This is a genomic window from Varibaculum massiliense, assembly GCF_900106855.1.
Classification (GTDB): domain Bacteria; phylum Actinomycetota; class Actinomycetes; order Actinomycetales; family Actinomycetaceae; genus Varibaculum; species Varibaculum massiliense.
Genome location: NZ_FNWI01000004.1, coordinates 814994 through 840642 on the forward strand (window position 1 = coordinate 814994; position 25649 = coordinate 840642).

The 25649-nt window shown below is 53.0% G+C and carries 17 protein-coding genes; 5 read left to right on the forward strand and 12 right to left on the reverse strand.

The window, feature by feature from the left end; translation table 11 throughout:
* Window positions 1–40 precede the first annotated feature (40 nt).
* The 7 genes from BQ5456_RS03685 to BQ5456_RS03715 all read right to left on the reverse strand — a co-directional run bounded on the left by BQ5456_RS03685 (window position 41) and on the right by BQ5456_RS03715 (window position 12530).
* On the reverse strand, window positions 41–6778 hold the full coding sequence (locus BQ5456_RS03685) for a DUF5979 domain-containing protein (protein ID WP_071128808.1): 6738 nt from the start codon (window positions 6776–6778) through the stop codon (window positions 41–43).
* Window positions 6779–6999: 221 nt separating this feature from the next.
* Window positions 7000–8190, reverse strand: coding sequence for an elongation factor Tu (gene tuf / locus BQ5456_RS03690; RefSeq protein ID WP_071128809.1), 1191 nt, complete (start codon window positions 8188–8190; stop codon window positions 7000–7002).
* A 128-nt stretch (window positions 8191–8318) separates the two neighbouring features.
* Window positions 8319–10481 carry an elongation factor G gene (gene fusA, locus BQ5456_RS03695; protein WP_071128810.1) on the reverse strand — a complete coding sequence of 721 codons (2163 nt, stop codon included), beginning with the start codon at window positions 10479–10481 and terminating at the stop codon, window positions 8319–8321.
* Window positions 10482–10502: 21 nt separating this feature from the next.
* Window positions 10503–10973 carry a 30S ribosomal protein S7 gene (gene rpsG, locus BQ5456_RS03700; RefSeq protein WP_071128811.1) on the reverse strand — a complete coding sequence of 157 codons (471 nt, stop codon included), beginning with the start codon at window positions 10971–10973 and terminating at the stop codon, window positions 10503–10505.
* 1 nt (window position 10974) lies between these two features.
* Entirely contained in the window at window positions 10975–11349 is a 375-nt protein-coding gene (gene rpsL, locus BQ5456_RS03705) for a 30S ribosomal protein S12 (protein ID WP_022864284.1), read from the reverse strand.
* 549 nt (window positions 11350–11898) lie between these two features.
* On the reverse strand, window positions 11899–12231 hold the full coding sequence (locus BQ5456_RS03710; protein ID WP_071128812.1) for a type II toxin-antitoxin system RelE/ParE family toxin: 333 nt from the start codon (window positions 12229–12231) through the stop codon (window positions 11899–11901).
* Window positions 12228–12530 (reverse strand): type II toxin-antitoxin system RelB/DinJ family antitoxin, encoded by a 303-nt coding sequence (locus BQ5456_RS03715; RefSeq protein ID WP_071128813.1) that lies wholly within the window; start codon window positions 12528–12530, stop codon window positions 12228–12230. The genes BQ5456_RS03710 and BQ5456_RS03715 overlap by 4 nt, the downstream gene beginning before the upstream one ends.
* Before the next feature lie 183 nt (window positions 12531–12713).
* Between BQ5456_RS03715 and BQ5456_RS03720 the strand changes: the two genes are divergently transcribed.
* The 4 genes from BQ5456_RS03720 (at window position 12714) to BQ5456_RS03735 (ending at window position 16255) form a co-directional block, all read left to right on the forward strand.
* Window positions 12714–14144 carry an isochorismate synthase gene (locus BQ5456_RS03720; RefSeq protein WP_071128814.1) on the forward strand — a complete coding sequence of 477 codons (1431 nt, stop codon included), beginning with the start codon at window positions 12714–12716 and terminating at the stop codon, window positions 14142–14144.
* A gap of 360 nt (window positions 14145–14504) precedes the next feature.
* Window positions 14505–15461 carry an InlB B-repeat-containing protein gene (locus tag BQ5456_RS03725; RefSeq protein ID WP_071128815.1) on the forward strand — a complete coding sequence of 319 codons (957 nt, stop codon included), beginning with the start codon at window positions 14505–14507 and terminating at the stop codon, window positions 15459–15461.
* A 299-nt stretch (window positions 15462–15760) separates the two neighbouring features.
* Window positions 15761–15970 (forward strand): hypothetical protein, encoded by a 210-nt coding sequence (locus BQ5456_RS10085; protein ID WP_083378333.1) that lies wholly within the window; start codon window positions 15761–15763, stop codon window positions 15968–15970.
* Window positions 15971–15979: 9 nt separating this feature from the next.
* Window positions 15980–16255 carry a hypothetical protein gene (locus tag BQ5456_RS03735; RefSeq protein WP_071128817.1) on the forward strand — a complete coding sequence of 92 codons (276 nt, stop codon included), beginning with the start codon at window positions 15980–15982 and terminating at the stop codon, window positions 16253–16255.
* A gap of 38 nt (window positions 16256–16293) precedes the next feature.
* Here BQ5456_RS03735 and BQ5456_RS03740 read toward each other — a convergent pair whose 3' ends face one another.
* The 3 genes from BQ5456_RS03740 to BQ5456_RS03750 form a co-directional block, all read right to left on the reverse strand.
* Window positions 16294–18471: a thiamine pyrophosphate-binding protein gene (locus BQ5456_RS03740; RefSeq protein ID WP_071128818.1), complete on the reverse strand. Its 2178-nt coding sequence runs from the start codon at window positions 18469–18471 to the stop codon at window positions 16294–16296.
* The gene (locus BQ5456_RS03745) at window positions 18468–19550 is read right to left on the reverse strand and encodes an o-succinylbenzoate synthase (RefSeq protein WP_205407846.1); all 1083 of its coding nucleotides are present in this window, start codon (window positions 19548–19550) and stop codon (window positions 18468–18470) included. The genes BQ5456_RS03740 and BQ5456_RS03745 overlap by 4 nt, the downstream gene beginning before the upstream one ends.
* A gap of 116 nt (window positions 19551–19666) precedes the next feature.
* Window positions 19667–20758, reverse strand: a complete 1092-nt coding sequence (locus BQ5456_RS03750; protein ID WP_083378334.1) for a 1,4-dihydroxy-2-naphthoyl-CoA synthase — start codon at window positions 20756–20758, stop codon at window positions 19667–19669.
* 495 nt (window positions 20759–21253) lie between these two features.
* Here BQ5456_RS03750 and BQ5456_RS03755 point away from each other — a divergent pair, with 495 nt between their 5' ends.
* Window positions 21254–22996, forward strand: a complete 1743-nt coding sequence (locus BQ5456_RS03755) for an AMP-binding protein (RefSeq protein WP_159428749.1) — start codon at window positions 21254–21256, stop codon at window positions 22994–22996.
* A 195-nt stretch (window positions 22997–23191) separates the two neighbouring features.
* On the opposite strand, the gene BQ5456_RS03760 is transcribed toward BQ5456_RS03755, so the two are convergent.
* On the reverse strand, window positions 23192–24031 hold the full coding sequence (locus tag BQ5456_RS03760) for a hypothetical protein (RefSeq protein WP_205407847.1): 840 nt from the start codon (window positions 24029–24031) through the stop codon (window positions 23192–23194).
* A gap of 100 nt (window positions 24032–24131) precedes the next feature.
* Window positions 24132–25640 carry an alginate O-acetyltransferase AlgX-related protein gene (locus BQ5456_RS03765; RefSeq protein ID WP_071128821.1) on the reverse strand — a complete coding sequence of 503 codons (1509 nt, stop codon included), beginning with the start codon at window positions 25638–25640 and terminating at the stop codon, window positions 24132–24134.
* Between the last annotated feature and the right edge of the window lie 9 nt (window positions 25641–25649).

The window sequence follows — 25649 nt, forward strand, 5'->3', positions numbered from 1 at the left end:
CCCGCAGGTAGACGTGGCAGGCACGCGCGGTGAATTATTTTCATTCGCGCCTCCTATGCCACATCACGGCTGCCGAAGCGGCCACCAGGGAGATTCCCAGTAGCCACAACCAGGGTAAATAGCCACCGGTCAGGGGTAGTTTCCCGAACTTTACATCCGCCAATTCGATCTGCCAGGCCTTGACTTCCTCGGTGGGCGCATAGGCGGCAACTAGACCAGAACTGCCAGTTTCCTTACTGAGGGTGACCTTGGTGTCTTGCTCAGCCGGCTGGTTAGCGGGATTTACGGTAATGTCAAACTTCCAAGCGAAGGGGAACCTTTCGCCTGCATTCTTACCGGCACTGGTGTTACCCATCAGGTAGGTACCCGGAGCTAGCTCGGTCTTCGATTCATACACGCCCGGTTTACCCTCAACTGGCACCAAATCTATTTGATCCCCGGGCTCTACTGTCGGATTCTGGGCGGTTCCCCCGGCCTTTGTTGCATACAGGGAGAAGGTAGCATCGGGTACGACCTCTCCCTGGGGAGACTTAGCTTTATAGATACGCACTTTGGTTCCGTTGTTGAAAACGGAATACAGTACTACGCCGCGTCGGTTATTTTGCTCCAAAGTAACCTCGAAGGGCGATGTCGTGAGCTGGGTCTTGCCGGTAACCTCGCCTCTTTCATTTCCCGTGAACTTGACGGTGTCATCCAGGACTATTCCCAGAACATTCACATTCTGATCCCAAGGCACCCAGTTGGCTGCCAGTTTCAGGTGGGGCTGAGCCGATACAGCTTTAGTGCCAGTAACTTTGCATTTACTGCCCCCGATTACTTTCTTTAGCGGAACAAAGGTAGCGCGTACCGCCTCGTCAGTTGTTCCTTCTACCTTCGGGTACCCATCGGGGTACTCATTAGGTAGAGGTAGACCCGCTGGAGCTTCACACGAGTAGGAGTACTGGTACTTGGTAGTATCCTTCGGCAACGCTTCGTCCCGGCGATCGCCCTCAACTGCCGTACCTATTTCATAAATCACGAAGGGAATGAAATAAGTGTCCTCGAAGGTAAGAGTAGTTTCATTCTCACCTGTGGTATCCAAGTTTGCGGGAACAACTTTCAAAGGATCTGGTACCAACTGGTTAGGAACAGACTCGAATTGAGTTTCTGCCCCCGAGGTTTCTACCGTGGCAGTGGGTTGCAATAACAATTTACTCTGGTACTTCGCTATCGGATCTTTGTGATCTTGATTTACATGCCAGAAAACACACTGGGAAGTAGCAGGCACAAAGGCTCCTCCTGCGCCTTCAGCCGAGAACAGGTTAATTTCGCTGTCCGCTGCTAGCACCTTAGAGTCCTGATATACCAGCGGTTTACCCTGTTCATCTCGGAGATACTTATCGGTACATTCATAGTGAAGCGTGTAGCCAACATCGTTATTGTCAACCAGGGCTTTACCAAAGGACTTTTGCGTAGCAGTATCATCTTTGGTCACCACCTGCTTCACTTTAAGTTTCGCAGCCGGACGATCAAACTTGTTATCGATGGTGAAAATAGATTGTTTCTGCTGTCGGTTACTGTCTAGTCCCACTAAATCGCCATGCACGATAAAGCCCAAGATTTCCTTTTCATCATCCTTCTTTTTAAGTTGTTTATTCTCCTTCTTGGTTTTAAAGAGAGCGGTCAAACCATCTTCACCGGCAGTATCAGTGGGTTGAGAGGAATCTTTGGCAATCGTGGTAGTCACCTGAGCGTCTAACTCGGGGAACTTTGCTTCCGCCAGCACGCAGCTATAGCCCACCGGAACCATCTGTGATCCGATGGCATCCTGCCACACACCAGGATTGGTAGCACTTTCTTCAAAGGTCAAGTCCACGTTAATACTCTGGGCGGCGACCGCTTCCTGGAATTCGGCTTCGTTTTCGAAAACCTCCGAACCTCCGATTAGGGACGGGGGTGCACAATAGAGTCGCGCTTTAAAAGTCTTGCCTTTAGCTAAGGGCGCCCCATTACCACTGTTAGTCAAACTCACTTTCACCTGGGTTTTTTCAAAGGTATAGTTATTCCAAGGAACCATGGTGCCGGCAAAGTTCTCTGGCAAGGTGTCGGGGATTATCGGATTAATCCGCTTGCCATGGGCATCCTTTGCATCAACGTTGCCGTAGCCGGCTTTGTAGATATTGTTCCGAGCTGGTTGGTCCCGGGGCAAAAGTACCTGCGCTTTAATCGTGGTACCTTCATTTGCGGGGCGACACTTGTTGGAGGCTTCTTCACAGGGACTCGCTGGTTCTCGGGAACGGTAACCGGGGGTGATTTCCCAATAGTGATCCAATAATGTTTGTCTTACCTGTGCCGTTGCCATGTCCTCGCTGACAGTACAGACTGCACCTGCCGGCAGAGCATCAACCACATGCCATTCACCCTGGGTGAAACGACCCATTTGGGTACTGACACTGGGGTGCAGATTGCGCTCTTGCAGCCTATCAGCCAGGTCATCACCAAAGGTGGCGGGAGCATCGGTATCGACAGTAATTGTACGGAGACCAGGAATAGGAATCGGCTTCCCGTTCAAACTACAGCTCCAGTTCATTTTGAACTGTTTACCGCCGGAGATAATGGCTACCCCCTCGCCACCAACTTTCTTCTTAAAGTTGAAAGAAGCCAGTTGCAGGCGATAGTCACGCTGCAAAGAGATGGTTTGATCCGCAGCTGATTTCCACTGATAACTATATTCGTCACTGTTGGAGGGGGCGCCTGGACCAGTCCAAACGACTGGTTGCAAAGTAGTTCCAGTTATCTTCAATGCCGAATCACTGGTGTTAGCCGTACAGTCCCAATTGGCAGGTACTTCTAAAGGACTCGCGGTACCATCATTGGAAACGTTAACCGCGAAGTTAGCAGTGGACTGATTAGCACCACTACCTAGGGTGCAGGTAACGCCCATTGACACCTTGGTGGTCTTAGCGGGATTGCTATCAATCCCCAGTACGGCTTCACGCCATTCCTTCGGCACCTGAATTTTGGTGGTAGTGTCATCGGCACTCTTGGAAGTCCACATAGTGGAGTTAGCAGCCAGATTTACCGTGGCGGTCTTGGTCTTGGCCCACAGTCGAATAACAGCGTTAGCACTGTTATTTCCGACAGGAGCAGTAAACTGGTAAGCAATGGGGCTGTCTTGAGCTTGTGCTAAATCGTCTTGATTTGACCACTTCCACTCAATTTTCCCCTCTAAATCATCGAGATCGGCTTTAACTGTACAACTTGCACCTTCAGCGATGTCGTTGGAGGGAACAGTCGTACTGGTGCCACCTTTCAAATCAATCGTGATGGGTACCTGCGTTGGGTTTGCTCCCGGTTTTTCACACTCGACCGTCGCATCCAAAGAATCGGGAATCTTCAGAGCGTCATACTGGGGTCGGGATTTCACTAGACCCTGTACCGAAATTTCACCCGCGCTTGGCAGCGAATAGGTCGTAGTCAAATTCGCGGTAGCTCCATTTTCCCCAATTGTCACGCTCTGGGAAGGAGCCTCGTACTTGACTCCCAGTCCCTCAACTCCTTGGGGCACAGATTGCAAGTCGCAAACGGAGCCTGCTGGAATCTCTGGCACTCTTACGCTGCCATTTCCAGTGATAGTCGCGGTTTTACTTATTGTCTTTGAATCACCAGGTAACTGACAGGAAACGCTAACTAGGTTATCCTTGCTCTCTAAATTGTTTTTCATGCCCGGAGCTGGTTCTGGCTGCTTATATGCAACCTGATGGTTAATAGTTAAATCAACCTCTTTGTAGTCAAGAGTGTTTTTAACGGTAACCGGAGTTTCTATCGTAGTATCTGTTATCTTTACCGGAGGAATCGTGGGCAATTGCAACCGGGCATTGGAAACGGCGGTATTAGCACCTATCGCTTCCTCGGTTAGGTCGCAGCTAAGACCGGCAGGAACTTTTTCCACCAATTCGGATTCAGTGCTGGTAACCCCGAACTTATAGATGTCTTGCCCTGCAATCGGCACAGTGGTATTTACTTCCGGATCCTTACAGGTCAGATTCATGGGGAATCTTTTACCAATTCCCAAAGTAGCCGCGGGACCATCTAGTTCTTTCGTTACCCGCAACTTGCCCTGTAGGCGCTGCAAATCTTCGGTTATGTTAATAACGCTTTCGCCGGGAGAGTGTACCCAGAAATAGTTATTCCTACAGTTCTTAGCCTGCGAAGCTGGAAGTTTAGCTTTCGCGTCCTCCGCACAGACATTGGAATTATAGCTGTCTTTGGTAATCACGCCATCAATCTTTACCGGTTCCCCCACATCCAAATCAGGTCCACTGATGTTCTGGTTTGGCGGAGTAGTAGAGAACAAACAGTGGGCACCTACCGGCCAAGCATCTTTTCCAGCTGCATCTTTGCCTAACACTAGCTCGGCAGTGCCATCAGTCTTTACCCCTACCCAGGTAGCTCCTACATAGCCCGGATATGATCCGGTATTCTTCTCGGGTAATTCCGGGGGTTTAGTGGGGTCGGGCATGAAGCGGCAGTTGTAGTACAACGGCACCTTTTCCGGCAATTTCTTTTGCGCAATTCTTGCTGCCAGTGCCGGGTCATTCTTCGAGTTCGCAAAGTTAAACTTGACCCGGATAGAAGCGCGCAAGGAATCGTAGATAGTTTCCGATGTCAGCTCTGAGTTATCTTTAGTGGCTGTCTGCGGATCGTAAAGCGTAATATTCCCTACAATGACATTTTTTATCGACTGCAGGCCGGCAGGATCCATAATCTTCTGTGTCTGATTCTCATCCACCCGGAAGTTAGTTCCCGTAAATACACTCTTAGAACCAAAATAGGCATTAGCCTGGTCATAGGTATACCCTTGAGGCATCTTTATGTCTTCCGTGATAGTGCACTGGGTACCTACCGGTACCGCACCATTCGCGGTTAGGTCAATATCAGGCTCCAGATTCGCAACCAGGTCTAATCCCTTAATCTGCCGCGTAGTGGTACCCGGGGTGCCAACCACGGCATTTGGATCTTCCCCCAGAGGGTCTTTACAGCTCCAAGTAATGGTGTAGCTGGCACCGTCACCTTTGGTAAACTTATTATTCGCATCGGGATACCCGCCCACTATGTACCGAATCTGCGCATTTGCGCTGGCCTTCTTTTTGTAGATCATCTTCTGCAGCGGACGCGAGTATGTAGCACACTTAATCGAATAGTATTTTTTGATCTGGTCTGCAGTGATTTTAAAGCCGACTTTTCCAGCTGCATCAGGAGCAAGTTCATCCGGGGTAAACTTAATGAAATCCCCGCTGTCTCTGTCCATACCGCCACAGCGCACATTTTTTTGCTGGAACTTGGTAAGCACAGAATCGTTGCTTCTGACAGGTCGCCTAATCTCCACCCCTTTGGACATATTCGCTTTGTTGAGGTTTAACACCACACGCCCATCGGAACCTGTTAAATAGTTCTGCGGATTAACAGTGGTGCTGAGGGGAGTAAAATCAATCTTTTGTCCAGCATTGGGCTTCGCATAGCGAAAATCTTGGTCTACCAGGTCAGATGTTAGCGAAAAGTGGGTGTCTTCCGTCAACCACCGTCGCATAGTCTTTGCATAGGTGCCGTTAGCAATCCCGTCCTTTGAGTATTTCCCCCGGAAGTATTCGCCCCCAGTTCCAAACCAGCTAGGATTGGGGTCACCTCTATCATCAGGAAAATCAATATATTGATAGTTATCGGTGGAAGAGTACTGGTTGGGATAGTAGGGATCATCACCAGTCAAATAACGCATGAAATAGGTACGAGACGGTCCCCATCTTTTAATCCAGTACCCCATACCTACAGTGCGGATATCTGCGCCCAAACCGCGAATCATCCGCACCACATCTAGCATGGCCAGGCGACCAGGGTTCCGCTCTAAATCATCGGGATTATTCCAGTGGTACCCGTGAGCGTCGTCCGTATCCAAATTATCGGAGTCGACCACAAAGTTGCCTTCTTTATCGTGGTAAGTCACCCAGCGACCCTTACGGGAATCCCACCAAGTATTTTTTTCCAGACGCCAGTGGGGATCGGAAACCGACATGATAATGATTTTGGAGTAGAGCGGCCGCGGTACGAAATTAGGATCGTCAGCGTGTTCTTTCTTTTGCTGCTCCTGATATTGGTACATATCCCGATAGAGCTTACCCAGCCCCCATTCACTGTTACCACCGAACCAGGTTTGGGATCTTGCCCCTCCGTATCCATCGGAAGCATCTAGTGAACGGATTTTATTAATAACTTTATCGAAACCCGCCTGGTCAGCTAGCGAGGTAGCTTTCAAGTCAGGACCATTGATGCCATCGTTCTTATCCATCTTCCGGGCATAGTGATAGATACCAATGGACAGTGGCGACCCCTTTAAAGAAGTAATGACTTTCTCAAGTTCTTTATTCTGCCCCCAGTTCCTACATAGACCATCAACATTGGCTCTGCCTGGCCAATCTTGCGGGTTATCGCTATTAGGGTTAGCCGGGCAATCTCTGATATTACTTCTGGGAATAACGCCACCCATTGATTGGTAGCCATACGCATTGCCAAACTCGAAAACTAAGGCAACAGAACCGGCACTCTTGATATCCTTTGATTCCTCTTCCCGGTTGGGATCTGATGGCCAAGGGTCATCCGCACTCCCAATGATGGGGTGAGCCGGGTCAGCGGGTTCTGCCTGCGCTTTGGGCAGCGCCAATACCGCCACGGGAATCAACGCGAGCACCAGACCTAAGAGGGTCAGCACCGCGGTCAGCTTTTGATATCGCTTATGTCCTGCCACGTTGCACCTAACAATCCTAGTAAAAACTACGCCCCCCCCCCCGGAGTTTTAACCCCAGGGAGGGGCGAGTGAGATACCTTTGAAAAATATCTTAGGTTAAAGCCCATTAACCCGTCAAGTATTTTTTAAGATTACGTCCAGAATATTCAAATAGTGAGATGATTAAAAAAGTCGCGCCCCGAGAGGTAACTCTCGGGGCGCGATTAAACTAAAAGTTTAGTTTACAGATCAATCTTGGTTACACGACCAGAACCAACGGTGCGGCCACCTTCACGAATAGCGAAGCCCAGACCGATTTCCATAGCGATCGGCTGAATGAGCTCCACCGAGATTTCGGTGGTGTCACCGGGCATAACCATTTCCTTGCCCTCGGGCAGGGTGATAACGCCGGTAACGTCGGTGGTACGGAAGTAGAACTGGGGACGGTAGCCAGAGTAGAAGCTCTTGTGGCGACCACCCTCGTCCTTCTTCAGGATGTAGACCTGACCCTCGAACTTGGTGTGAGTGGTAATCGAGCCGGGCTCAACTACTACCTGGCCACGCTCTACGTCTTCACGCTTGGTGCCACGCAGCAACAGACCGGTGTTGTCACCAGCTTCAGCGGTATCCATCGACTTGTGGAAGGTCTCGATACCGGTAACGGTGGTCTTCTGCGGCTCGCGAATACCCAGGATTTCCACCTCGGAGTTGAGCGGAAGCTTACCACGCTCTACACGACCGGTAACTACGGTGCCACGACCGGTAATGGTGAAGACGTCCTCAATCGGCATCAAGAACGGCTTATCCAGATCACGAACCGGTTCCGGAATGTATTCGTCAACCGCTTCCATCAGCTTCCGAATCTGACCAACCCACTTCTCGTCGCCTTCCAGCGCCTTCAAAGCAGAAACCTGGATTACCGGGGCGTTGTCGCCATCGAAGTCCTGGCTGGACAGCAGGTCGCGGCATTCTTCCTCAACCAGTTCCAGCATTTCTTCATCGTCAACCATGTCGCACTTGTTCAGTGCAACCAGGATGGCAGGCACGCCCACCTGGCGAGCGAGCAGTACGTGCTCACGGGTCTGCGCCATGGGACCGTCAGTTGCGGCAACCACGAGGATTGCGCCGTCCATCTGAGCTGCGCCGGTAATCATGTTCTTGATGTAGTCAGCGTGACCGGGGGCGTCTACGTGTGCGTAGTGACGCTTCTCGGTCTGGTATTCCACGTGGGAAACGTTAATGGTAATCCCGCGTTCACGTTCTTCCGGAGCGTTGTCTACGTCCTCGAAAGGAGTGAAATCGTTCAGTTCCGGATAGGTGTCGTGCAGCACTTTGGTGATAGCCGCGGTCAAGGTGGTCTTGCCGTGGTCAACGTGCCCAATAGTACCAATGTTAACGTGCGGTTTAGTCCGCTCGTACTTAGCCTTAGCCACTTAATGTCCTCCTGGACTCGGGTAGTTATCTATCGCTTGGTTGTCAAAGTAAAGGTTAACACCCAACGCGAATGATCTCCTACGGGTTTTTCTGTGATTTTTAATAAATTAAAAGGTACCCGCGAGGGCTATTCGCCTCGGGTCTTAGCAATGATTTCCTCAGCAACTGAGCGGGGGACCTCATCGTAGCTGTCAAACTGCATCGTGTAAACGGCGCGACCCTGCGTCTTTGAACGCAAGTCGCCCACATACCCGAACATTTCCGACAGCGGAACCTTTGCCCGGACTTCCTTCACTCCATTGACATCGTCCATGGACTGAATGAATCCGCGGCGAGAGGAAAGATCGCCCATCACGTCGCCCATATACTCTTCCGGAGTCCGAACCTCAACGGCCATAATCGGCTCCAGCAAAGTGGGCTTAGCGCGGCGAGCGCCCTCCCTCAAAACCATGTTACCGGCAATCTTGAAAGCCATTTCCGAAGAGTCAACGTCATGGTAAGCACCATCCGTCAAAGTCGCCTTGATACCGGTTAGCGGGTAACCAGCCAAAACGCCCCCCTCCATGGCTTCACGAATGCCCTGGTCAACCGAAGGAATGTATTCGCGAGGAATACGTCCGCCGGTAATCTTGTTAACAAACTCGTACGGTTCTTCCGCATCCGCGGGGAGCGGCTCGAAAGTGACCAGTACCTTTGCGAACTGGCCGGAACCACCGGTCTGTTTCTTGTGGGTGTACTCCACATCCTCGACCGTCTTGCGGATGGTTTCGCGGTACGCAACCATGGGCGCACCCACGTTAGCTTCCACGTGGAACTCGCGTTTCATCCGGTCAACTAGCACATCCAGGTGCAGCTCGCCCATACCGCCAATCACGGTCTGGCCAGTCTCGTCATCTAGACGCACGGTAAAGGTCGGGTCTTCTTCCGCCAGGCGCTGAATCGCAATGCCTAGCTTCTCTTGGTCAGCCTTGGTCTTGGGCTCGATCGCCACGTGAATAACCGGATCTGGGAAGTTCATTGATTCCAGAACTACCGGCTGGTCGTTCTCACACAAGGTGTCGCCAGTGGTGGTGTCCTTCAATCCCACGAAAGCGTAAATGTTTCCAGCATGCGCGACCTCAATCGGATTTTCCTTATTGGAGTGCATCTGGAAAATCTTGCCGACGCGTTCGCGCCGTCCCTTAGTCGCGTTAAGCAGCGGGGAACCCGCCTTAATATGTCCGGAGTAAATCCGAACATAAGTTAGCTTGCCGTAGAACGGGTGCGCGGCAATCTTAAATGCCAGCGCCGCGAAATGGGCGTTCTCGTCCGGAGGACAAAGAATTTCTTCTTCCTCGTTATTGGGGCTGTGTCCTTCCAGAGGCGGCACATCCAGTGGGGAAGGTAGGTAACGCAAAACGCCATCCAGAACTGGCTGTACACCCTTGTTCTTGAACGCGCTGCCTGCAAACACCGGGTAGATTTCGCTTCTCAAAGTGAGTTCGCGGATACCGGCAATAATCTGATCGTTCGTCAGCTCGCCGTTTTCTAGGTAAGCCTCCATCAATTCATCATTGGCTTCCGCCGCCGCGTCAATCAGTTTCTCGCGGTATTCTTCCGCGCGATCTTGGAGGTCAGCGGGGATTTCACCGTATTCGAGGACTGCACCCAAAGTGGGGTCACCCTCGGATACTTTCGCGCCCTTCTTATTGGCCGCCGCGGCCTGCTCGGCGCTGAAAGTCTCCGGGAAGTAAACTGCCCGCATATCGAGCAGGTCAACGATTCCCTTGAACTCGGCCTCTGCCCCAATCGGCAGAACCATCACTACCGGCTTCGCGTGCAGGCGATCCTCAATGGTCTTTACCGAATAGTAGAAATCGGCACCCAGTTTGTCCATCTTGTTGACGAAGCAGATTCGGGGAACGTCATACTTGTCGGCCTGACGCCATACGGTTTCAGACTGCGGTTCCACGCCCTCTTTACCGTCGAATACGGCCACGGCACCATCGAGGACGCGCAGGGAGCGTTCTACCTCTACAGTGAAGTCAACGTGACCAGGGGTATCAATGATGTTGATCTGTTGGTCATGCCAAAAACAGGTGGTCGCCGCGGAGGTAATGGTAATACCGCGTTCCTTCTCCTGTTCCATCCAGTCCATGGTTCCGGCACCATCGTGGGTTTCGCCCATCTTGTAGTTGATGCCCGTGTAGTACAGGATGCGTTCGGTTACAGTGGTTTTACCAGCATCAATGTGAGCCATGATGCCGATGTTGCGAACCTTAGATAGGTCAGCAAGCACTTCTAATGCCACAATCGTTCCTTCCGGTTAGAGTTACCAGCGGTAATGAGCGAAAGCCTTGTTGGACTCCGCCATCTTGTGCATATCTTCACGACGCTTCACCGCAGCACCCAGGCCGTTGGAAGCATCCATAATTTCGTTCATGAGGCGTTCGGTCATGGTCTTTTCGCGGCGCTGCCGAGAAAAGTCAACCAACCAGCGCAGCGCCAAAGTGGTCGCCCGTGCGGGGCGTACCTCCACTGGCACCTGGTAGGTGGCGCCACCGACGCGGCGAGAACGCACCTCTAGAGCGGGGCGAACATTTTCCAGGGCGCGCTTTAACACGCTTACCGGTTCTTGTTCGGTACGTTCCCGCACGCCCTCGAGCGCGCCGTAAACAATACGTTCCGCCAATGCTTTCTTGCCGTCTAGCAGCACCCGATTGACCAACTGAGTGACGATAGTCGAGTTGTAAACCGGATCAACCGCCAAAGGGCGCTTGGGAGCTGGACCTTTACGAGGCATACTACTTCTTCTCCTTCTTCGCGCCGTACTTCGACCGACCCTGGCCGCGGTCACGCACACCCTGGGTGTCTAGCGCGCCGCGCACGATGTGGAAACGCACACCGGGCAGATCCTTTACACGCCCACCGCGCACCAGCACGATGGAGTGTTCTTGCAGATTATGTCCCTCGCCGGGGATGTAAGCGGTCACTTCAATGCCGCTGGATAGGCGAACACGCGCCACTTTCCGCAATGCCGAGTTCGGCTTCTTCGGGGTGGTGGTGTAAACACGAGTGCAAACGCCGCGGCGCTGGGGCGAGCCCTTTAGCGCGCGAGTTTTACTCTTCGCCTTCTTAGTTGAGCGTCCTTTGCGGACCAACTGTTGGATGGTAGGCACTACTTCTCCTGTTACTTAATGTCGAAACACTTGCCACGCGGTACCGAAATATCGCCCCCAGAAACGGGCATACTGCACCGCCGGGGCCGGCCCGCCAGGTTAAGGCTGCACAGGATGCTTGCCTAGGTGGTCAGCGGATCGCGCCTAACTGACTTACCCTTAACGTCCGGAGCTCAACGGAGAAGAGCCCGTGCCAGAAAATCTGACTAGTTCGGGGCCCGGTATCGCGGGCACCATGATTAAAATTAGCCAGCCACCCTGTTGCTGGTCAAACCGGATTAGCAAATAAAAGCCCTTTTGTGACTGATTCCATGAGTAAAGCTAGGATTCGGGGCGGTTTCTCCGGTGGGCATGGGTGGTTGGGGGGGGCGTGGGTCGATTCCTGCGTCCTCCCTGAATAATAGCGCCCTCCCTACCTCCCCCGATCCCCTTCCCAATCTATTGCCCCCCGCTGATGAGTAGACCGGGAAGGTATTTCTGTTTCCAGGGGAGAGGGGATTGTTATAACTACATCTCGCTATTTAGCTTCGGGCAACTGTGTAATCGCAGCTATTCGCTCACATCTTTCGCAATTTCCTCGAGATTTCTACCACTATAAACCACACGGATCACTTCGACTTTTTCTTGATTTTCATCTACTTCGTAAAAAATAACGTATTTACCCGCTGCAACTCTACGTATCCCCATACTGCGCCACGGCTCCCACCCAACAGGCGGGTAGCGCAGGGGCAATGTATCTAAATCTCGTATCTGTTCCCGAATGTTTTCGGTTTGCCTCTTAGCCGACTCGGGTGCAAGCAGCGAATTGGAAATATAAGAAGAAATCCCGCGCAAATCGTTGTAGGCCGCGCGGGTGTAAGACACCGTAAATCTGGTGCTCATAAATTAAACTCTGCCGCTAGAGCCTGATCGACTTCGTCAGGAGTTAACCCCTGCTGCTGCTTTGAGGCAATACCCTTGGCGAGTTCGCGGTCGATTTCCTCACGAGACATTCCCCCGATAGCAACCGGAACCGGATAAGAAATCCGGGGAGTAAAAGGAATCCCTTGCTGCATAACTACTTGGCTATACAGCATCTGAATCGCCGCTGAAGGACTAATTCCTAATTGCGTCAAAATCCTTTCAGCTTGCTCTTTCAATCTGGTATCGATGCGGGCATAAACCGCAGATGTGTTGGCCATAGTTCCCCTTTTTTCTTTTCAATTATGCTGCCGAGAATTAGCGATTGCAAGCACTTACAATTTTTCGCAAGCAACAGGTATTTATTTTTGGGCGAAAGAAATAGGGTGCGGAGGACACCGCGGAGCACGCGGCGAGGCTGGCAGGTTAGTGTCCGCTTGGTTCCTGGCTTATTATGGGAAATCGTGTGTTCATCTAGCCTGTCCGCGAGCGGAGTTTTGCAATATCGCGTATCCCGGCTGAGCGATGATGATTGCGACTTTGAGCAGGTAAATAGGCTTTTAGAGCAAAATCAGCATTTGCTTTCGTCTGCCGCAGCTGAGCGCAGCACCCTTACGGTTTGGAGCGGGGAACGGATTAGGCTAGCGGGTTTAGGTGTAGCTTGGCAGGCGCACTTTAGCGGGGAAAACAGATTTACGGCCGCCGAGGAAGCATGGCGGAATTTATGCGAACACGCTCAGGAGACTTCTGGTGGCGAGGATAAGAATTTTGCTGCAGCTGCCGGGGCATGGCAGGCAGGAGCGGCGAAAAACTGCTGCTCAAAACCAGAAAATATTCGCTGCTCAAAACCGGGAAAAATAACTTGGCCACTGGTTTTGGGGAGTTTTGGGTTTACGCCCGCTACCCCATCGTTGCTGCTAGTTCCAGCTTTAGCGGTAGTCGCCAGTGGCGGTAATACCTGGCTATGGCAGGCTCGTTGGCAGGAGGGGCAAGCAGATTTCCGAGGACGCCAGGGGAATACACCGGAAAACGCTAAGTCGAAAGCAGCGCTCGCTCCTCAACCATCCCCACTTTCCCCTTCCAATCCGGCGCAGGTAACTCACGAAACCTACCCGCATTTACAGCCAGACGCCTGGAAGGCGGCAGTCGAACGCGCGACAACAGAAATCCGCGCCGGACGAGCAGAAAAAATCGTGCTTGCCCGAGATAAAGAACTACGTTTTGACCGGGATGTTTCTTTAGCGCGAGTCACCAGATATTTAGCAGACAAATACCCCACTTGCTGGACTTATGCGATTGGCGACCTGGTGGGAGCCAGCCCCGAGATGCTGGCTAGCGTAAACGAGGGGAAGCTGCTGTGCCGCGTCCTCGCGGGTTCGGACGTTCCCTCCCAGGAGCAACGCCTGCTAAGCGACCCTAAAGAGCGACTTGAGCACCGGTTGGCAGTTCAAAGCGCCGAGGAGTCGCTAACTGAATTGAACTTAGATTTAGAGGTTCCTGCTCCCCGCCTGCTGCACCTGGGGTACGTTACTCATTTGGCAACCGATATTACCGCCGAGAACCTGGCAGAACAGGCAGTTACTTCCCTGCGGGCGGCAGCAGCGCTGCATCCCACCGCGGCGGTTTGCGGAAAACCGCGCGAAGTTGCCGCTGAACGCTTGGCAGAGCTAGAAGCCATGGATAGGCGCCGTTACGCCGCCCCGATTGGATGGATGGATGCCGCCGGCGAGGGCGAATGGGCAATTGCTTTGCGTTGCGCCGAGCGCGACCCTGCCCGCGCCGACACCTACCGCCTGATTGCAGGGGCGGGGATTATGGGAGATTCTGATCCGCAGCGCGAATTGGCCGAAACCGAAACTAAAATGTCGCCGATGCTCCGCGCGCTCCAGGCATAAACGAGGTTTAGCGCCGGGAACGTCGTTAGCGACTCTGGGCAGAGGTAAAATTCGCTTCCAAATTGCGCTAGCCAATACCACCCAAGATTTCACTAGGTTCGCATTTTGTGAACACGTGAAACTCTTAAAAACCCCATAGGTCTTACGACCTAACTGATCGCCGTCTAGGTAAAATTTATAGAAGATATCTTCACCACTATTTGCGGCAATAAATACCCATAGCACTAGGTAAATAGATTTTTATATTTTTTATCTTGAAAAACTTTTAGACTTTACAGGCTACTTTCTTGTCAGGTATTTTTATTTCACTAAAAAGGGTTACCCCAGAAATTTTCACCTACTAAATCGAAGGGATAATAGATGAACGAAAGCAAACGGTCCATCCGCTTACTTGCGTTGCTAGCGGCAACACTTTTGACGATGGCGACGGTATTTTTTGCCGGTTCCGCCACGAACGCCTGGGCAGAAGATCCAGCTGCGCCAGCGCCGGCAGGTAACCACATCGCCGCAGTGCAATTCAGCTTAATTGGCTACGCCTCCGGGCAAACTCCCACTAGCGTGCAGGTTGGTTCGCAAACCGACAAAGTAAACGTTGAATCCAAGAAGTTTTTCCAGTCTGATCCGAATGCAGCTGCTTGGACAGAGGCCACCGGTACCTTTACCCACGATTTTAAATATCGCGTTAAAATCACTTTCAGCGCGAAAGCTGGTTACGATTTTGACGGCTTAACGGCAGGCAACATTAAACTCGAAACCGGCGAAACCGCCGTTGAGTACGATGTTGCAACTAAGACAGCAACCTTTGATTTAACGCGGATCCCTGCCAATCACACCCTGACCTTTAATACCAACGGTGGCAGCGCTATCCAGCCGGTCACCGAACCTGAAAACACGGATATTGACCTGGCCGCTTACATGCCCACCAAAGAGGGTTTCAAATTTGAAGGCTGGTACGCCGATGAAGCGCTTACGCAAAAAATGGACAAAGTTACCCTAGGTCAAGACACAACCGTATATGCGAAGTGGACCGCGGACACCCCCGCGACGCCTGAAAACCCGGAACCTTCACAACCGGATAACCCAGGAGATCAGCCGGGTCCTGCTCCTAAGCCCAACGTACCCACTCCTCCTCAGACTTCTACCCCTTCAGTAAGCCCTGGATCCAAAGGAGTAGTACCAGCCAAGAAGAAGCCACACGGGAACACGCAAACGCCGGTAACCGGCAGCCATTCCTTAATGGCAATCCCCATGTCTGTCCTAATGACAGCTGCCGGAGCAGCGCTGCTAGTCTCGCGCCGGAGGAAGGCTAACTTTTAGGCATAAATACTAAATAATTTAGGCAGCCAGACTTTGTCTGGCTGCCTAAAATTCTTTTACCCACAACTATTGGGTTAATGGGTTAATACTCAAAATATCGCTGCTCATTCTGTTTGTCAGACGTTATAATGGTATAGAAGCCCTGCTTGAGCGCTACTTGTCAGAGCAATCTAACAAGTATTCTCACCAGGGTATTAATTTCGTTGCGAAAGACGGAGCCCAGCTAACTGCCCCGGAAACCCGCCAGAAAAAAGCAAGATTCCTTGACGCCCTTAACTTTTGTCAAGTAAACTTGCGTTGTGAGGTTTAAGGTAAGCGCTTTCAAACACGGATACACACAAGCAGAAATCAGCCACGCTATCCGCAACGCTTGGCGCATCCTCGACCTCGACGAAGGAGTAACCCTTTTCCTCGGACCTACCCCCGACGGACACATAATCGAAGTCCTTACCAATCGGGACGGAGACTGCTTTCACGCCATGACCGCTAGAACCAAATTCTTTCAGTAAGGAACAGCAATGACCACTAAAACCAAGCTCACTGACGAAGAATATGCCGCAAAGTTTGCCCAAACCGACCCAGCCGAAATTATGGAATCCGCGCGGGGAATTTGGGAAGCCGACACCTTCCGGGATATCCAGGTAGCTAGAGACCGTAAAGAACAAGCCGAAACCGAACTCACCCAAGCGGTAGCTAAAGCCCGACAAGCGGGAATGACCTGGCAAGCAATCGGCGGGATACTCGGAATGAGCAGACAAGGAGCCCAATCCTACTACCGGTCGCGAATCGCCTAACTGCCAGAAAGCCACGCTCTCCAAGCGTAAAGGCACATCTAGAGGGTAGCTAACTCTCGAAGGATTTCAGATTCTAGGGAGGCGCGGCGAGAACGCAAATCCGGTAAATAAGCGTTTATTTCCACGATTTCCCGGCGCGGATCCTCGCAAAGAATCGCTTTCAGTTCTTCTATATCCTGGGCGCAGCGGTAATCCCATCCGAGACCGGCGGCCAGCGCAGACAGGTCGAAACTTTGGGGCGTCAAGAAGTAGCGCTTAAAGGCTTCCGAGTTACCGGTCTGTCCGTGTTCCAGGGTAGCGAAAATGCGTCCTCCCCCATCGTTAAGCACCATAACCTGCACGGTGGGCGTATCCTCTAACTGCCCGGTTAGCAACCCGGTCAAATCATGCAGACAGGTCAAATCCCCCGCAATTAACCGCACCGCGCGCCCGGTGCCAGCAGCTAGTCCCAGGGCAGTCGCAATATTTCCATCAATGCCAGAAAGTCCCCGATTAGCACAATAGGTAATCCCGCGATCCCCGCGCGTCGCTAAATCGAAAGCGCGAATCGTGTTGGAGGCACCGAGCATCGTCAGCGGGGGCGCGCCGGCAGCGGTCACCTTTTTCCCGTCCGGTTGCACCAGCACGCTATCAACGCTCCCTGCACCCCCGGCATCCCGGACGCTATCCGTGCCGCTATGAGCATTAACAGCCTTCGTTCCGCTTTCTCGTTTCGAATCGGGGTCACGGTTAACCCACTCCTCATAGACGTCCTCGTAAATCCGGGCGAGAGCAAAAGGATCTATCCCCATTTCCAGTTCCCGCAGGTTATCCCCCATCTCCGGGGTACCTTCAGGCGAGGGCATGCGCAGGCGATGGGCAACTTCGCTCGCGCCTTGTCCCCCTTCACCGGAGGTGGCAAAAACATGGTTTTTTATTACTTCCGAGGTGGGAACCTGGGTATCCGCTGCTACGTGCGGAAAGTCACGGGAATCAAGCGCCGCATAGTTGGCGTTTTGCCAAACCGTGACCGCGCGGCGATCTACACAGCTACGGTAGGCGCGCTCAACTGCTTGCGCGCTGCGGCGCCAACGTGCCAGCCACCTCGAGCTAGAGGTCTCCGGGAAAACCGTATCTACCTGCGAGGCAGTGGTGTCAATATATTTTCCAGTCAGGTTAGTTGCCGCCCCCAGGCTAGGTAGGCGGTAAATCGGGATGTCCTCCCGGGACAACAGGGAGGTAACCGGACGCGACAAAGTCGCATGACCAGCTATAATCACCTGTTCAACTTCGTCAGCGAGCGCGGAGAGTACCTGCGGCGCGTGCGCAATCTGCACCACGTTTCCCGGTTTCAGGGTAACTGTCGGCTCCGCCAACACCGGAAGCCCCCACCGTTGTGCCGCCTGTGCCACCTGAGGGGGACATTGATCCGCTAAGACCACCACGGTTTTTGCGGTTTTTCGGGGAGCTTCTTTCGCCCCCTCGGATACTACCTGCGTGTTTAGGGAATTTGTCCAGGAGGGCGTGGTCGCACTTTTACCAGAGGAAAGAGCTTGCAGCTCGGCAGGAATCTGCCAACTGCTGGCACTAACTAAAGGCGGCGCGAAACATAAATTCAGCTGTATCGGACATAGCTGCCCACGTGCTTTAGCGCCCGCACCCCACGCCTCGTCAAAAGCATCGGTGAGACTTTCTTTTACCGTTTCTAAGTCGTCCTCGCTGGCATCTATATCTAGCGCCACCGGACAAGCTGGTCCAAAAATCCCCTGCTGCCAGGTAGTTTGATTCGCACCTCTTCCGCGGGCACTTCGAGGGCGATCAGCGGTCAAAGCAACCACCGGGATTCCACAGTGGAAGGCTTCTAGCATTCCCGAATGTAACTCGGCGACTGCCGTTCCCGAAGTTACTACCAGCGCTACCGGTCTATAGCCCGCGTCCCCACGCTGATATATTCCGGATTTCGCCAGCCCCAGGGCGAAGAAAGCTGCGGAACGTTCATCCAGACGCACGTGGGCGCGCACTACCCCTGCCTGCGCTAACGCTGCCACAGTGTATGTGAGGGGCGCAGACCGGGAACCGGGGGAAATCACGAAATCGCGCACCCCGGCGCGCACTAATTCGCTGACCGCTAGCCGCGCCAAAGCGGTGGTAGATTCCCGGTTTCCTCCGGCTAGATCCAGGTTTTGATTATTTTGGGAGAGGTCGGAGGGGATGGAGGGAAAAGAAAGGGCATTCACCTACTAGCTACCTCCGCCACATCACGCATCCGCTGCCCCCAACGTTTAACCAGGTCATGGCGATCATCATTGTCGGGGGTACCAATTAAGTCAGTATTTATTTCCACTTCCTGCACCTTTAGCTCACCGTCCCGCACCTGCCAGGGCTGGCGAGAAACATCAGATTTGAGTAGCTGGCTGGTGGCCAGGCCACAGGCATGCGGGAGCTGCGCCATCGCGGCGGCGGCGCGCACCCCCAGTCCAATCCCCACCGCGCTATCGACTGCGGAAGAAACCACCACGTCCATGCCACGTTCATTAGCTTTTTTCGCCAAATCTATGACTGAGGAGACGCCCCCCAGGGGCTGGATTTTCACCACCATCACATCGGCGCAGCCTGCCGGCAAGTCAGAAAGCGGATCTGGGGAGCGGCGAATCAGTTCATCAACTGCGAGCGGCACCGAGGTCGCGGCGCGTAACTCCAACAAATCTTCTGCGCTCTTGCAAGGTTGTTCCACGTATTCCAGCCCCCCGGCTGCTTCATCTAGGGCTGCAATCGCGGTTTTGGCTTCTGCCAGGTTCCACGCGCCATTAGCGTCTACCCGGATTCGGTAGTCCCCGCCGAATTGATTTTCGAGGGCGGCGCGCACCGCTTTAACCCGCTCAACGTCATCGGCAAGTTCAGTGCCGCGGTCTGCGACTTTAACTTTTGCTGTCCGGCAACCGCCGCTTTGCTCTACGATTTGGCCGGCGCGGGTGGAGGAAACTACCGGCACGGTCACGTTCACGGGGACGCTCCCTCGCACCGGAGCTGGCAGCTCTTCAGTCAGGGCATTAACCGCTGACCACAGCCACCGCTTGGATTCATGTGGTCCATAATCCCAGAAGGGCGCGAACTCTCCCCAGCGGTTCCCCGAGCGCAGCAGCACCCCCTCACGCACGATTATCCTGCGGAAACGGTTGACGAGCGGCAAGGAGTACACCAGTGCCTGGTCAATTTCAATCGAGGGAAACTCGGAGTTCTCAAAAAGTTCACTGAGGGCGATGACCTGCGGAGTCGGTACCTCAACTAGCATCGGAGTGCTGATGTTTCCTGCCATTACTTTCCCTTAAAACCTCGTATTAGCGTTTCACTTACGTAAACAATAATTTTCGTTTACCGCTTTCCGTTTTGATTCTTCTGTTTCCTATTGTGGGTCTATTGACCCAGAAAAGCCTAATAGTAGTAGGGGAAAGTTGACCAATCCGGTTCCCGATGCTCCAGGAAGGCGCGCCGCCCCTCCTCGGCTTCATCGGTAGTGTATGCCAGACGAGTAGCCTCCCCCGCGAATAACTGTTGTCCGAGCAAACCATCATCTGCCAGGTTAAACGCATATTTTAACATCCGGATTGCCTGTGGGGATTTACGGGCAATAGTCAGCGCCCACTCTAGCGCCACGGTTTCTAGCTGCTGGTGAGGCACTGCCGCGTTGACCACTCCCCAATCTGCAGCCTGCTGGGCATCATAAGTGTTCGCCAGATAAAAGATTTGCCGCGCGCGTTTATCCCCCACCTGTCGCGCCAACAGTGCCGAACCGTATCCAGCATCAAAGGAGCCCACGTTAGCATCGGTTTGTTTGAAGCGGGCATGCTCCATGCTGGCCAGCGCCAAATCACACACCACCACCAGGGAATGTCCACCCCCGGCAGCCCACCCGGGAACCACGGCGATTACCGGTTTCGGCATCGAACGAATCAGACGCTGGACTTCCAGGATGTGTAGGCGCCCAGTCCGCGCCAGATCTATATTTTGGCGGCGCTGGGAAACTTCCGCATCCGGATCGGCGCCCTGTTGTTCGTAGCGATACCCACCCCGGTCACGAATCCGCTGGTCACCACCGGAACAAAAGCTGTATCCTCCATCAGAATCGCTAGGCCCGTTCCCAGTGAGGATTACCGCCGCCACATCCGCGGCGCTGCGCGCATATTCCAGGCAAGCCAGCAGCTCATCTACGGTATGCGGACGGAAAGCATTGCGCACCTGCGGGCGGTCGAAGGCAATCCGCAAAACCGGCAGTTTCTTCCCGTTTTCCCCGCAATCAGCCAATTCGGTGGCCGCTAGATCGGTTACTTCATAGCGATCCCGCCCCGGCTTATACGGCTTTTGCGGCTTTTTCAATTCGGACGAGGGCGCGGACGCGGCAGTACCCACACTTCCCGCTTTCACCACTGCCCGATGAAAGGTGAGGTCGGTTAGCTTTTCAAAGCCGGGAACCGGAATCCACCGTTGCGCGTCGAAAGTGTCAGAAATATATGCAAGCTGGCTCATACCCCCACCCTACCGCGAGCGCAGCTACCCGATTTCCTTGGATTGTCTTTTCTACGCACAGCCTAGGTTTTTCTTCCCTATTCTGTGCGCGGGGAGAGAAGTTTTTCCTCCCGCATTATTCCGCGCGGAGCCTAGGTTTTTCCTCCCGCCCAAGAAATTCGGAAAACGTAGCGGCGTTTTCCGAATTCTTATGCCCACCGCACCCACTCGGATAAAACCTAGGCTCCACGCTCGCTGGTACCGCTTGCGTAAGGGGCGCAGGGGAAAAAGCTGCCGGAAGATGCGCACTGAGCGTGCGGGGGCGGATTTATGCCGAGGGGTAGGCTTCGGGTCTTAAATCCGTGAAAATGCCAGAGCATTTTCCGGATTTCGGGGCGCGAGGCAAAATCCGCCCCTGTGCGCGGACGCCTATGGGAGGAAAACTTCTTTCCTTGCGCTTGAATTGGGATCGCAGGAACTGGCGATAGACTGGGCGCTGACGGCTATTTTCGGAGGTTGGCTTTGCGCATTGTTCCCTCACCGAGCACGGACGCTCGGGCAGCCAGCGAAGTTTTAGCTCCTCAAAGCGGTAATAGCAATAAAGATTTCCAGATTGACAAAGAAGAAAATGCTCCGCAGATTATCTGGTTGCAAAGCGAACCGAACGTAGAGGAAAGACAAGAAGGAAAAACCACGGATTCGGCCTCGCGCCCGCGGCCGCTGATTTTCTTGCCAGTATCCGATAATCCTGCGCGCGATACCTTATTCTTTACCGCGCTACGCGCCGCCCTCTGGCCGGACAAATTTACCTCCCTACCCACTCTTGATTTATCGGCAGTTGCCGGACCGGCGAAACCTTTTTTTGCGCTGCGGATCCTGGCAGATTACCACCCGATATTTTTCCCGGCGCGCACCGAGCAGCTGTCCCGCTCTTGGGCGCGCCAGCAAGCATTACGTCTGCAGCGCCTGCCCGACCAGGTAAGTTTCATCCTTTCCACCTCGGGGTCTACGAAACCCGGAGGGCGCCTGGTGGGGCTTTCGTTGGCGGCTTTGCGCGCCTCCCATCAGGCAACCGCGCAGCGTCTGGGGGAAAATGGTATTTGGGTGTCGGCACTTCCTCGGGATCATATCGCCGGTTTCCAAGTGATTGCCCGCGCTTATGCGGGGGGAACCGAGCCGGTAACTATCGATATGACCGGCGGTTTTAAGCTTTCTCGCCTGAGGCAGGCACTGCAAAACATTCTCTCGGCGGGGGTCCCGATTTACCTATCGCTAGTTCCGACTCAGCTGACCCGCGCCCTCGCCGATCCAGAAACCCTTGCGGCTCTGCATCTTTGCTCCGCAATCCTGGTAGGCGGAGCGCGCATCTCACCTTCGCTGCTAAATTCCGGGCGCGAGCAGGGGTTGAACCTGGTCACCACCTACGGGATGACCGAAACTTGCGGGGGCTGCGTCTATGACGGTGTTCCCCTGCCGGGAGTCAAAGTCGGTGTCAACGAGGGCAGGATTTGGCTGTCTACCCCCACTTTGATGAGCGGCTATTTGGAGGCAGAATCCGACCCGGAAATCCGCGAACTTTCGGGGATAACCTGGCTGGCCACCAATGATGCCGGCAGAATTATTTTTGAGGACGAGGACGCGAGCGCGAGAACTGGAGATGGTGCTCTCTCGGCGTTTGAAGCGAGTAACCTGCAAACCACCAGCTCCCCGCTCACAGACCCAACCAGCAACCGAAGCCGCCAACAAAAAACCAGCAAGAAAACTTCGCTTGCGCACGGCAGCGAGGATTTAAACCCCAATAAACCGCCCCGAGAGGGAACGGTAGACATCATTGATTCGTCCAGTTCGGCTCGCCTGGAGGTGCTCGGTCGCTTAGATGACACCATTATTTCTGGTGGGGAAAATATCTCCCTACCCCTGGTAGCGCGGGCGGCGGAAGATGCGGGATTTGCGGGGATAGAGTTTTGCGGTCTGCCCGATGAGGAATGGGGACAGGTTCTGTGTGCGGTGTTTGCAAAACCAACACTCGCCGGCACCGCGCTGGCATCGCACGACCTGGATTCGGAAAACCTAGATCCGGCGCACCTGGGTTCGCAGCTGCGCGCGGCGTTGCGCGGAAGTCTACCGGCTTCACATCTACCGCGCGCCGCCGCCATCGTGTCAAACTTCCCGCTGCTCCCCAGCGGAAAACTTGACCGCCGCTCCCTCCAAGAAGCTGCGCGCTCCCTCGATAAAGAAAAGCGCACCTGGCGCAAATAAAGGAATAAAGGAGCCAGGAACCAAACTGGCGTTAACCCCCTGTATTAGCCCAAACTGGCGTTAACCCCTGTATTAGCCCCAAAATGCTAGAGGCGGCGAGGAAAACCCCGCCGCCTCTACCGAAAGTTCGGTTACTTCTCTAGCACCCGGTGCAAGGTCGCCATATTCAGCGCCCTGCCACCAGATAGACCCAAATCATCGCCAACCGGGATCGCCTTCACCCGCGCAGGGGTTGGAATCCTGTTGAACATTGCTGCTTTGAGGTTGAACATTGCTGGGTTGCGATTGCTGCTTCTGAGCAGGCGGGTTGTAATTCTGAGTTCTAGGCTGCTGCGCACTCTTCTGCGCTGCAGCCTGCTCAGCTGCTGCCTGTTCCGCTGCAGCTTTTTCTGCCGCGGCTTTCTCTGCAGCTTCCTTCTCTGCTGCTTCCTTATCGGCTTGAGCTTTTTCTGCCGCCGCTTTTAGAGCCTTCTGAGATTCTAGAGTGTTAAACTTTTCGCCCTTCTTGGTTTCGCCCGCGAAATAAACCAAATCAGATTCAGCATCAAAGTGCAGTTCCGATTTCTCTAAAGTCGTCAAGGTTTCAATCGGAAGCTGATTAACCTCATGCTTTTCATCTTTAGAAAAGCTAAGCGACAAATCAATAAGATGCCGCTCATTTACTTTCGCCGCATTCGGATCGCCATCTTTTTCCACTGCATCTTTGGTGTCTTTCTTGTACTTTGCGGGAATATTTAGTTCAGCTAGCTTTTTGTTCATAAATTCTGAACCTTTAGAAAAATCTAGTTTAGAGAACTCGCCCTCACCTGATTGCCGAATAGAAACTTCTTTGATGGATTTACCGGTTTTGTTCCTGATTAGGGCCTTAATTGCGCCTTTACCGGTCTTGCCAATAACTACGCTGGCGGTCTGTTCCTCTTGGGGAGCTTTTGCTTTCTTGGAATCACTGGCGGAGCATCCACTAAAAGCAAGCATTAGCCCTAAAGCGCTCAACACCAAAACAATTTTTTTCGCGCTATTTTTTAGCATAGACACCATTTCTAGCCTTTCTAAACGTCCCTAAACTCAATTTTTGATTATCCAACATTTTGGGAAAGTGTCCTACCGGCTCTCCCAATTCATCTACATTTAGTTACTATTTTCCCTGTACTTTAGCTATTTCCCTAGCCTCCAGCCCAAAATTTTTACTCACCGCATAGATTTTGACATCCGCACCTTTAGGAACCTCGGCTTCTGGAAGGTAGAACCTATACCCAAAGTCATTAACGATTCGGTGAGAACCGTTAGTAACCGACCGTCTGTATCCGCGGTAATCTTGCACCTGGGATTCCCGGGAATCCTTCCCCGGCGTCCTCACCCTCGCAAAAACTTCTACATCAGCTTGTCGTTGCCGGGCGGGAATAGTTCCATCGATCACCTTGAATATCCCATTTTTCTTGATACTAACCTTGTTCTTACCACCAGTATCAACCAATTTATAGGGAGCAAGCGTACTTGGGGGACTAGCCATCGCCGGCGGTTCCGTAGCGAAAAATGGAATCAACCTTTCGGCTCGTTCTACCACCAAGATGTCTGGTTCTAAGGAGAAAGCATAGGTAGCATCGTAGGGAATCAGCTTGGAATAGTGGGCACTAGCAAAACTCGGCGAAAGTACCGGTACCAGCGAGTTGCCGAAAGAGTCCCGGAACATAAAAAGATTCTCTTTCCCCTGTCCTCTGGTTTCGAAAAGATCCGCGGTGGTATCCGGCTTATCGTCCAGGTATTTCCAGGTATTGCCCTGAAAATCCTGAAGGTCATTTATTCCTTCCGCCCGCCAGTTCGGTTCGCTCACCGTGGAGGTGGGATCCTGCATTCTCTCTATATCGCCTACGAATCCCTCACCCAGTTTCCACTGGGGATTTTTAGCCAGGTTCTCCACCTGCAACTGGTCTAGCAGATAGTCGGCACCGCTATATGCTCCCTTGTAACTCCAGTGAGTGTCGGTTTTTTGATAAAGGACTTCCTTACTGCTTTTTAGCTTTTTCGTGAGATCCACATAGGGAACCCCCAGGGAACCTAATCTGTTTTGCAAACGATTTAAGTTAGATTGTTCAAAATCTCCTGCCCGGAACCGATTGGGCATGAACTGTCCATAAAGGGTGTTCTTATTGGGCGCTAACGCCACCGCAAACTTGATGCCCTGCGCCTGGTCACCCAGAATCTTTAGGTTGGTGGCCGCATTGTCGATTCCGCGCGAAGAAAGTCGATTTACTCCCCGATAGTCATTGAGCGAATCTGCGTAAAACAGGTAACCATCTTTTCCGATAACCACCTGATCGGTAAGGGAGGACGAGAAGATCCCGCTTTTCAAGGTGGCGGCAGCAGCGATCATCTCACCTCTAAAGGGAAAAGTTTTTTCCAGGTAAGTGCCGGCATCTTGTAAATAGTTGATATTTAGCTCTCCGGAAGACTTAGTTAGGGAGGGCGCCGCAACTTTTGCTTCTTGCGAGGGCTCTTGCCATTTTTTGATAGGGAGCAGGTGTGAAACTGCGGGAATCAGCATCAGGCACAAACCGAGGGTCACAAAGGTTAGCATCAGGCTGTTCTTTGCCCGCCGTGCTACCGGGGTATTTTTTTCCTGGGATTTAGGGCTGTTTTCAGTCATAGTTACTTC